The sequence below is a fragment of the uncultured Chryseobacterium sp. genome (assembly GCF_913776365.1).
Taxonomy (GTDB): domain Bacteria; phylum Bacteroidota; class Bacteroidia; order Flavobacteriales; family Weeksellaceae; genus Chryseobacterium.
The window spans coordinates 39521-48174 of sequence record NZ_CAJYMO010000037.1; the positions used below are offsets into that span (position 1 = coordinate 39521).

At 37.1% G+C, this 8654-nt stretch carries 12 protein-coding genes; 11 read left to right on the forward strand and 1 reads right to left on the reverse strand.

From position 1 onward, the window contains the following. Positions 1-75 precede the first annotated feature (75 nt). From QZ735_RS02330 to QZ735_RS02370, 9 genes are all read left to right on the forward strand, one after another. Positions 76-735 carry a hypothetical protein gene (locus QZ735_RS02330; RefSeq protein ID WP_294243800.1) on the forward strand — a complete coding sequence of 220 codons (660 nt, stop codon included), beginning with the start codon at positions 76-78 and terminating at the stop codon, positions 733-735. A 245-nt stretch (positions 736-980) separates the two neighbouring features. Next, a complete protein-coding gene (locus tag QZ735_RS02335; RefSeq protein WP_294243801.1) occupies positions 981-1169 on the forward strand; it encodes a molybdopterin-converting factor subunit 2 in 189 nt (62 codons plus the stop codon). A gap of 4 nt (positions 1170-1173) precedes the next feature. Next, on the forward strand, positions 1174-1704 hold the full coding sequence (locus QZ735_RS02340) for a hypothetical protein (RefSeq protein WP_294243803.1): 531 nt from the start codon (positions 1174-1176) through the stop codon (positions 1702-1704). Between the two features lie 466 nt (positions 1705-2170). Beyond that, complete coding sequence (locus QZ735_RS02345; RefSeq protein WP_294243805.1) at positions 2171-2389, forward strand: hypothetical protein; 219 nt, start codon at positions 2171-2173, stop codon at positions 2387-2389. Between the two features lie 406 nt (positions 2390-2795). Beyond that, complete coding sequence (locus QZ735_RS02350) at positions 2796-3221, forward strand: hypothetical protein (RefSeq protein ID WP_294243807.1); 426 nt, start codon at positions 2796-2798, stop codon at positions 3219-3221. A 13-nt stretch (positions 3222-3234) separates the two neighbouring features. Next, the gene (locus QZ735_RS02355; RefSeq protein ID WP_294243808.1) at positions 3235-3708 is read left to right on the forward strand and encodes a hypothetical protein; all 474 of its coding nucleotides are present in this window, start codon (positions 3235-3237) and stop codon (positions 3706-3708) included. Between the two features lie 321 nt (positions 3709-4029). Beyond that, positions 4030-4950: a WYL domain-containing protein gene (locus QZ735_RS02360; protein ID WP_294243809.1), complete on the forward strand. Its 921-nt coding sequence runs from the start codon at positions 4030-4032 to the stop codon at positions 4948-4950. Between the two features lie 52 nt (positions 4951-5002). Next, complete coding sequence (locus QZ735_RS02365; RefSeq protein ID WP_294243810.1) at positions 5003-5626, forward strand: hypothetical protein; 624 nt, start codon at positions 5003-5005, stop codon at positions 5624-5626. A gap of 10 nt (positions 5627-5636) precedes the next feature. Then, a complete protein-coding gene (locus QZ735_RS02370; protein WP_294243811.1) occupies positions 5637-6068 on the forward strand; it encodes a nucleoside deaminase in 432 nt (143 codons plus the stop codon). A 27-nt stretch (positions 6069-6095) separates the two neighbouring features. On the opposite strand, the gene QZ735_RS02375 is transcribed toward QZ735_RS02370, so the two are convergent. After that, on the reverse strand, positions 6096-6854 hold the full coding sequence (locus QZ735_RS02375; RefSeq protein WP_294243812.1) for a type III pantothenate kinase: 759 nt from the start codon (positions 6852-6854) through the stop codon (positions 6096-6098). A gap of 168 nt (positions 6855-7022) precedes the next feature. On the opposite strand from QZ735_RS02375, the gene QZ735_RS02380 reads away from it, so the two are divergent. Both QZ735_RS02380 and QZ735_RS02385 read left to right on the forward strand, forming a co-directional pair. Further along, the gene (locus QZ735_RS02380) at positions 7023-7625 is read left to right on the forward strand and encodes a hypothetical protein (protein ID WP_294243814.1); all 603 of its coding nucleotides are present in this window, start codon (positions 7023-7025) and stop codon (positions 7623-7625) included. Positions 7626-7633: 8 nt separating this feature from the next. Further along, on the forward strand, positions 7634-8467 hold the full coding sequence (locus tag QZ735_RS02385; RefSeq protein WP_294243815.1) for a M23 family metallopeptidase: 834 nt from the start codon (positions 7634-7636) through the stop codon (positions 8465-8467). Positions 8468-8654: the final 187 nt, after the last annotated feature.

Genomic DNA, 8654 nt, shown 5'->3' on the forward strand with positions numbered 1-8654 from the left:
AAAAATTTTGTGTATTTTAAAATACACAAAATTTTTATATAAAAACACTTATCTTAGTTTTTAAATATTTTAGATATGAAAATACTTTTTAAAACTGTTTTGATAATATTAGGGTTAATTATATACTCTTGTAATGATAAAAAGGTTCAAAATAAAAAAATTACTTCAAGTAGTTATAATTCTCTTGAAGCTCCTCCACCCAAACCTGAATACTTAGACGATAAAAAAAAGTATATATTACCAAGTATAAATAATATTAATGTTGAAGATATTAATCCTGTATTTTTAGGATTATTAAAAAATAAAAAAATATTAAAAACTAAAGGTCTTAATAAAAATAAATACTTTATTAATGGTTTTGCAAGAAACGCTTATAATTTATATTATAAAGGAAAACTTCCTATAAAAGCAGGAGAATATCAGAATGAAGCCGATTTTATAATATATGATTTTATTTATGCTGATTATAATCAATATAAAGTTGCTTGTGATAATTTGAAAAGTGAATTAGAAAAATTAAATATTGATAATAATTATGAATATTTTGATTATTTTAAAGGAAGTTGCTTTGTTTACTTTTTTGATAAAATTAATAATAAAATCACAGCTATTAGTTTTTCAGGAGTTAGTAGAAATCATGAATATGAAATGATAAAAAAATTTGCAGATAAACATAAAAATAAATTTGATGAAATAATTTTTGCAGATGCAACAAATATTAGGATTCTTAAGTAAGAAGAGACTCTAAAAAGATGATAAGTAGAGGCTGCCTTAAAGGGCAGTCTTTTCACTTTATTATAGTAGGTCTTAAGAATTATCTTTATATAAAAAGGCTCTTTGATAGCGGCAAACCTTTATATATAAGTAAGGTAATGCCATTTGAGAATTAGGGTTTTAATATTTTAACCGCCTCAAAAAGAGGCGGTTTTGTTTAAAGTAAAAGCGAACAAGCTGTACATTTATCTAAATTAAAGTCTGAAATGGAGGGCAAAGCTATTACAAAAGAAAACTTAGAAGCTGCCGCTCTAAAAACCTTTACAGGAAAATGGACGAAAAGTAAAGGATATATAAAAGCAGAGTTGTATGATGCAGCAACTCAATTTTCTGCAATAGAAGCTTTAGGAGATATAGAATTAATAACAGATATTAGATTCATTTTTAAAAAATAGAAATATGAGTGATTTAGAAAAATTGTTTGGTATTATAGTTTCACCGATAAACTATAAAGTAAATGGCATGGAGAGCACTAGAAGTAATCGTAAAATTCTTGCTTTAAATAGTTCAGTAGAAGAGGCTGCATATCTGGAAACTGAAATCTTCAAGTTGTATTTTAAAGATTTAGGTGAAAAGGAGTATTTCTTAGAAACAGGATCTTATAGTAATCTTATGGAAGCCTATGAAAAAACATTAAGAGAACTGTTGGAAAAAGAACATAAAGTATCTAAGGAATATTACAATAGTCTTGATGAGTATAGAAAGGTAGTGTATAAAAAATTATTCACTAATGAAGAATTTGCACATAATGATCATCGCTATGATGAAATTCATGAAGTGTTGGATGAATATTATGTTTTTCGCATTAGATTTCACAGAATTACTTATAATTTTTATCAAATTTATTATCTCAAAATGAAATATTTTTATGATAATGGTGATTCTTTGTATATCAGCACTGCATTAAATTATAAAGAATTAGGATTTTAATGCCTAAAGCCGTCTTATTATTGAGGCGGTTTTCTTATAATTAAAAGAATTTAAAGACATAATAGAAAAGAATGATATATTTCAGAAGCTGAAATTATAGAGGCTGTAAAGCAAATTATACTCTATGTATGGGCAAAAGGGAAAGGAGGTGATAAAGTAAAATTAGTAACTCCTTTACAAGAAATTAGAAATTACAACAATATCCGGGACTTGCAAAATTTAGTAGTATTATATTTTAAATAAAAAATATGGCACAATAAGAACTGGATTACCTGGTGGTCTAAAGATTAGATTATAGAAAAAATGGTTTTAGTGAATTTACTTATAATCTTGTAGGCAGTACGTTACGTATTCACGATTATAAGAAAAATCCCTGGTGTAATGATTACGGATATGATAAAGAAGTTTTTAAAAATTTATTAGGCCTAGATTTTGGCAAAGAAGATTTTTATTATAAACCTAAAGCATGGGAATTTATAATAGAAACTTCGGAAAACAAGATCAGGAGGTATTAAAAACTATGAAATACCTTAAAAATTATAAACTTGAAAATGATGATTTCTATTCTGGAAATATGGTTTTTCATGAGGAGATAGAAGAGTTTTTAGGAGAGCTTTATCATTGCAACAATTTCAGGCATAACGAGAAAGGGTTATATAATTTTAATCTGTTTTATAGCATTTAAAAAAGAATTATGAAGGTGGATATCCTTTATATATCACAGTAGCCACTGTAGAAGACCAGAAAAATTATGCGTAAAATCAACCGCCTTTAATGCGGTTTTTTATTAAATTTGATGATAAATTAGGTGGATCTATAGGCTTGAAAAATAAAAGTTAGGAATTATAAATTTAAATTCCACTTGTAAGTTTTACAGGAAAATGGGCAAAAAGTAAGACCTTTTGTGAGGCGGAATTGTATAATTCAAACGGTAAATAAGATGAAATAGATGCATTGGGAAATATAAAACTTTTAGAAATTAGTGTATTTATATTTGAAGAATAGATTATGGAACAACAAAAGCATTATGTATTCTGGTTTCTATGATATTAAGTTATTCTAAACTTTTATATTTATTCAACTTAAACAAAATGAGTAAAATACGTTGTAATGCGCTTAAAAAGATAAAAAGGAAACCGATTATTTTATCAATAAGTTTTTTAATGATTTTTTCATGCGAACAACAGACAGACATAAAGAATATCAAAGATCATCTTCTCTATAAAGATTCACAGGATAATATCTATTTAAAAGGGAAAATTGATATTATGAGTGAAAATAATCATCAATCTAATAAAACAGTATTTTTAGATGATGTTCTTTATAAGACGAACGTCTTGAAATTAAAACAATTTGTAGATACAATATCATTTCACCAAATTGAAATACGTGATGAGAAAGATATTTTCGTTGAAGGTATGTATGAAGATAAAAAATATAAATATATTTTTAGAAATCATCCTGCTTCTTTTTCCAGTATATGGATTTCAGATAAAAATCTCAAAAAACTAAACTAAATCAATATGAATCATGGAAAATTCAAAGAGATTGATTTTAATATTCATATTATTGATTTTTATTTCATGTAATAATATTAGTGAAAAGAACTGCCAACGATGTACAACCACCAAAGACAGCCTGCTTTTTCAAGATAAGGAGAAGAATGAATTATACATCAGATTAAAGGCTACAGAGCGTCACCCATCAATGGAAAAGGAATTGAAAGCAAATAACTATTATATTTTTTGTAATTATGTTAATATATATTCTTTAGACAAGGATGTAAAAATTAAAGAAGTTATAAATCAGAAATCTTTCAGAAAAATTAATGATTATTATTTTAAAGATAATGAATTGGTTTATTTTACTCCCTCAGATCCTAAAGGTGATTATTTTAATGTGTTGGATAGAAAGGAATGGGTGAAATTCAGTAAAAATAAGGACACGCTATACAGCAGGTATGGAGTATTTTATAAAGGCATTTTAATTGATGAAGAAGATTAAGTTACCTGATATTCCAGCAAGTGGTTTATACTCTTTCGATTACAGAATTTCTCAAAGCTATTTATACGGCTGAATAAACCAAAAGTTTCTGTAATTGATGATCTGGTCATCCTCATATCATTTCAACGCTTCATAATTTGATCTGTATATTACAAACAGACCCGCAACCCAAAAAAATCGAAAAAAATTTGAAACAAAAATAAAACACGACACGTTTTGTCGCATTAAGCCTATATATTTGCTTTAAAATTCTGCCATGAAATGCCCATGTTCCATTCGACAAAGTAAAACGCAGCCCGGCTGCACGATAAACGGATCCGAATGAAAAAAGACTTCTACCTCACCCGGTATGCTCTGATTATCAAGAGACTGGAAAGTTCCCCGGCTACTTATCCGCAGCTGGAGGAATACCTGCTGAACTCTTTTGAATTTCAGGACGCGGAGATCAAAAGCTACTCCATGCGTACCCTGCAGCGCGACATCCGGGAAATTTCGGACCTCTTCAACCTGTCCATCCACAACAAAAAGAAAGGCGATAACCGGTATTATATCGAGAGCCGCCCGATCATGGAGGTGGATGAATACAACCAGAAGCTGCTGGAATCTTTCCAGGTGAGCAATGCCCTGAACGTCCATCCCGATTTTGCCGATTTTATCTTTTTCGAAAGCCGGAAACCGACCGGCGTGGAAAGTTTCTATGATCTTTTTTTTGCCATCCGGAACAAAAGAGTGGTGACCTTTGAACATTATAATTACAAAAACAAGCTGATGACCTCCCGCAAGGTCCACCCGCTCGCATTGAAAGAATCCAAAGACCGCTGGTACCTCATTGCCGTCGATACCAAAGACAAAATGCTGAAATCTTTCGGCCTCGACCGGATCAATTACCTGGATGTTACCAAAACAAAGTTCAGGGAAAAATACAAATACAATTTCCGCGAACATTTCAAAAATGCATTCGGCGTGATGAACCTGACAGAGCAGAACCCGCAGAAAATCATCCTTAAATGCAGCCGCCATCAGGGCGAATACATCCGCAGCTTTCCGCTGCACCAGTCGCAGAAAGAAACCAAGGAAACCGCCGAAGGCATCTTCTTTGAATTTTTCCTGCATCCCACCTACGATTTCATGCAGGAAATCCTTTCGTATGGAAAAGAAGTGCAGGTGCTGGAACCCGAAGGCCTGGTACAGGAAATCCGGGATCACCTGCAGGAATCCCTCAACCGGTATCTGGAAAGCTGAAAATCTTACAGGATTAGAGAATTTTTAAGTACATTTACATAAATATACGCCTGTGAAACCGCTTTTCCTCTTTTTTTTCTGCCTCTTTTCGTCCGTCTGCCTTTCGCAGCAGGTTGAGGAATTCAGGAATGTAAAAAATTACTACAACCATCACCGCGTACTTCTGAACCATGAGTTTAAGAAAAAATTTGAGGCGGAAACCAATGTGCTGTTTAAAAATGCCATTAAAAGCGATTTCCTGCTTTTTATGAAGAAGATGGACAGCATCGAAAACGTTGCGTTGATCGGGGCCTTGCTGAAAGTGAAGAACCTGGAAGACCTCAGCAGGCTGAAAAACAAAGCGGCAACGGCAGAAAAGCTTCCGGACATCCTTCCGGAAACGGAAAAATCAGCCGATTATCCCGGAGGCATCAATGCATTACGGCAGGAAGTAGCCGATCTTTTTTATACGGACGGCGTCTATGCCGAAGCAAAGACCGTAAAAGCCAATGTAGCATTCATCGTTGAAAAAGACGGTACCATCAGCCATGTGCAGGCTCAGGGAGACAATTTCACCTTCAACCGGCAGGCCGAAATTGCCCTGTATTCGGTTGCGGAAAAGTTCTCGCCGGCTGTTTTCAAAGGCAATACCGTCAGATACCGGTTCAGGCTGCCTTTAACCATGACTTTTGACTGATCTGATTTTTATGTTTACCGACGAATATTTCATGAAAATGGCCCTGAATGAAGCTGTACAGGCACTCGAAAAAGATGAGGTGCCCGTAGGCTGTATCGTGGTTTCCAATAACCGTGTCATTGCCAGAGCCCACAACCTTACCGAAACCCTGAATGATGTTACGGCCCATGCAGAAATGCAGGTGATTACCGCTGCAGCTAACTTCCTGGGGGGAAAATACCTGAAAGGCTGCACCCTGTATGTAACACTGGAACCCTGCGTGATGTGTTCCGGCGCCCTTTCCTGGGCACAGATCTCTAAAGTGGTCATCGGGGCACGGGATGAACAGCGCGGATTCATCAGCAAACACCTGTCCCTTCACCCGAAAACGGAAATCATAACCGGTGTAATGGAAAATGAGTGTTCTTCTATTGTGAAAGAATTCTTCAGATCGAAAAGATAGCCGGCGGGATCAGCCTTTACCAGGCCATCAGAGCAATTTCCCCAGGAAATAGAGTCCTTTCAGCGTATGCAGCCGGTCCATCACATGGATCTTGTCCGTCAAAGGTTTATACACATGGGAAACACCGCCTGTAGCTACCACGAAGCAGTCATCGTCTACCTCATCATTGATCCGGTTGATAAATCCTTCCACCATTCCGAGGAATCCGTAGACCATACCGCTCTGCATACAGCTTACGGTATCCAGTCCCAGCACCGATTTCGGCTTTACCAGTTCGATTTCCGGCAGCTGTGCCGTCTGGCTGATCAGGGAATTTAATGCTGTGACAATACCCGGTGCAATAATCACGCCCAGTGTTTCCCCGTTTTCTGCGACACAGCTTGCCGTAAGGGCCGTCCCGAAATCCAGGATGATTTTTTTGCGGCCCGGATACAGGTTGTGAGCCGCTACGAGGTTGGCATAAATATCCGTTCCCATCTGCTTGGATTTGGCCACAACTTCCGAAGGCGTGGTGCGGTCTACAATTACAGGATCAAGATCATGAACCTTCTTAACAGCGGCATTGATCACTTTGGTCAGCTGCGGCACTACCGAACCGATAATTACTTTGTCGATTTCTGCTGGCTCGATCTTGTAAGTCTGGTACAGCATGGAGATCTGGACATACAATTCATCCGGCGTCCTGTACGGTTTGGTATTGATTACCCAGGATACTTCACAGTTGTCCTCATTGAAAAGCCCGAACCGGATATTGCTGTTCCCGACGTTGATTACGATTGATTTCATTATTTCAGTAAAGGTAAATTATCAAGGGTAAAATTAATGATTCTTTTTTTACCGGTAAACTTAAAAACTTTAAGAAAGGCAGCTAAGATTTTCATCCGGCAAACCGGTAAACCTCAAAACAATTAATTATATTTAAACCCGAAAATTAAATCCATTCATTCCAATCCCATGAAAAAACTGGTAGTGCTGTTCTTTTTTCTGCTGGGCAGCTATGCATTTTCGCAGACGGCAGCAGCGGCAAAAGAAGTATTTGAAAAGATAAAGAAAGAAGCGGTGATCGACGGGAGCGACACCACCGTTTATAATGTCCTGGATGAATTCTATACCCAAAACCTGCAGGCGGACAACGATGAGATTACTCCGGAAACCGTTGAAAAAATCCAGCGACTGGCTTCTGATCCGCATACCAAAAACCTGCATCTTCTCCTGCTGTTCCTGATGTACCAGCAGCACATCAGCCAGACCTCCGCGGCCGGCAGGAAACCGAATCCTGAATTCCAGACCGAAACCGCAAAGCTGCTGCAAGATGAAACCCTGGCGGTCTACGGGAAAATACCTGCCATCCTCTATATCTACCGGTATGAAGCGCTGGACGGCGCCGGAAAGAAAGAGGATGCCAAAGCGGTTGCAGCACAGGGACTGAAAGAATACCCGGATTCCGTACCGCTGAAAGTATACAATTATCTGACGACCAAAAACGAAAACCTGAAAACCGATCTTATCAAGCATCATTCCGGACACTGGATGGTGAAACAGTTCGGCATTAATTAAACTTAAAAATGAAAAGATTTGTTCTTATGCTGCTGATGATCATTTCATCGCCTGCATTTTCCCAGAAGCCTGCCCGGATATATCCTGAAGTGAAGCAGGACAGCGTTATCTATTATGCCGACAATATAGAGATCTATCCGGTTTCCCTGTCTTTTTCGGGGCAGCCTTCACTGGAAAATCTGAAAATGCCGGGAAAATTCCAGGCAGTAACGGTGCTTCCGCCTTCCACCACAAGAAACAAGGTCGCAGTGTTCCTCATCAGTGACAGGAAAAAGGGATGGAAAATTAAAAACATGCCCAATTATTATACACTGGCCGGCGATGCTACCGTGAAAACATATGATGCCGGTTATGTATATGACCTTCCGTTCCGGAAAGGACAGTCGTTCACCGTTCATCAGGGATACAACGGCACCTTTTCGCATAAGGACGAGAACTCCCTGGATTTCACCATGCCTGAAGGAACGGAAATCACAGCTGCCCGGGAAGGAAAAGTGATCGACCTGGTACAGAGCAATAACAGAGGCTGCCCGACCGTCAGCTGTGCCAACCTCGCCAATTATGTCTCCATTATGCATGCGGACGGAACTATTGCCCAGTACTTCCATCTCAAACAGAACGGCGTTAAAGTAAAAGCAGGAGATTCCGTAAAAAAAGGAGACGTCATTGCCCTAAGCGGAAATACAGGCTGGAGCAACGGGCCCCACCTCCACTTTGTATGCTTCCTTCCCGATGCTGAAAAACCAAAACAGAAAAACACCCTGAAAACCCTCTTCCGGACCGGCGACGGAACCGGATCCGAATACCTTACGGAAAAGAAGACCTACTCAAAACAGTATTAAGGGATATAAGGGAATATAATGTATAATGTATAATGTATAATGTATAATGTTCAATTTATCCATATCAACAATTATCCATGTTATATCCAATCATGTATATAAAGAACAATGATATTCTGTTCCAAAATACATTAACTTTTAGGGGCCCTTTGATTTGGAGGAAAAACATAGGAATTTTACTATAGGA

Bases quoted from the DNA above. Each gene is read 5' to 3' on its own strand.
- QZ735_RS02330 (WP_294243800.1), top strand. From the start codon at position 76: ATGAAAATACTTTTTAAAACTGTTTTGATAATATTAGGGTTAATTATA.
- QZ735_RS02335 (WP_294243801.1), top strand. From the start codon at position 981: ATGGAGGGCAAAGCTATTACAAAAGAAAACTTAGAAGCTGCCGCTCTA.
- QZ735_RS02340 (WP_294243803.1), top strand. From the start codon at position 1,174: ATGAGTGATTTAGAAAAATTGTTTGGTATTATAGTTTCACCGATAAAC.
- QZ735_RS02345 (WP_294243805.1), top strand. From the start codon at position 2,171: ATGGGAATTTATAATAGAAACTTCGGAAAACAAGATCAGGAGGTATTA.
- QZ735_RS02350 (WP_294243807.1), top strand. From the start codon at position 2,796: ATGAGTAAAATACGTTGTAATGCGCTTAAAAAGATAAAAAGGAAACCG.
- QZ735_RS02355 (WP_294243808.1), top strand. From the start codon at position 3,235: ATGGAAAATTCAAAGAGATTGATTTTAATATTCATATTATTGATTTTT.
- QZ735_RS02360 (WP_294243809.1), top strand. From the start codon at position 4,030: ATGAAAAAAGACTTCTACCTCACCCGGTATGCTCTGATTATCAAGAGA.
- QZ735_RS02370 (WP_294243811.1), top strand. From the start codon at position 5,637: ATGTTTACCGACGAATATTTCATGAAAATGGCCCTGAATGAAGCTGTA.
- QZ735_RS02375 (WP_294243812.1), bottom strand. From the start codon at position 6,854: ATGAAATCAATCGTAATCAACGTCGGGAACAGCAATATCCGGTTCGGG.
- QZ735_RS02380 (WP_294243814.1), top strand. From the start codon at position 7,023: ATGAAAAAACTGGTAGTGCTGTTCTTTTTTCTGCTGGGCAGCTATGCA.
- QZ735_RS02385 (WP_294243815.1), top strand. From the start codon at position 7,634: ATGAAAAGATTTGTTCTTATGCTGCTGATGATCATTTCATCGCCTGCA.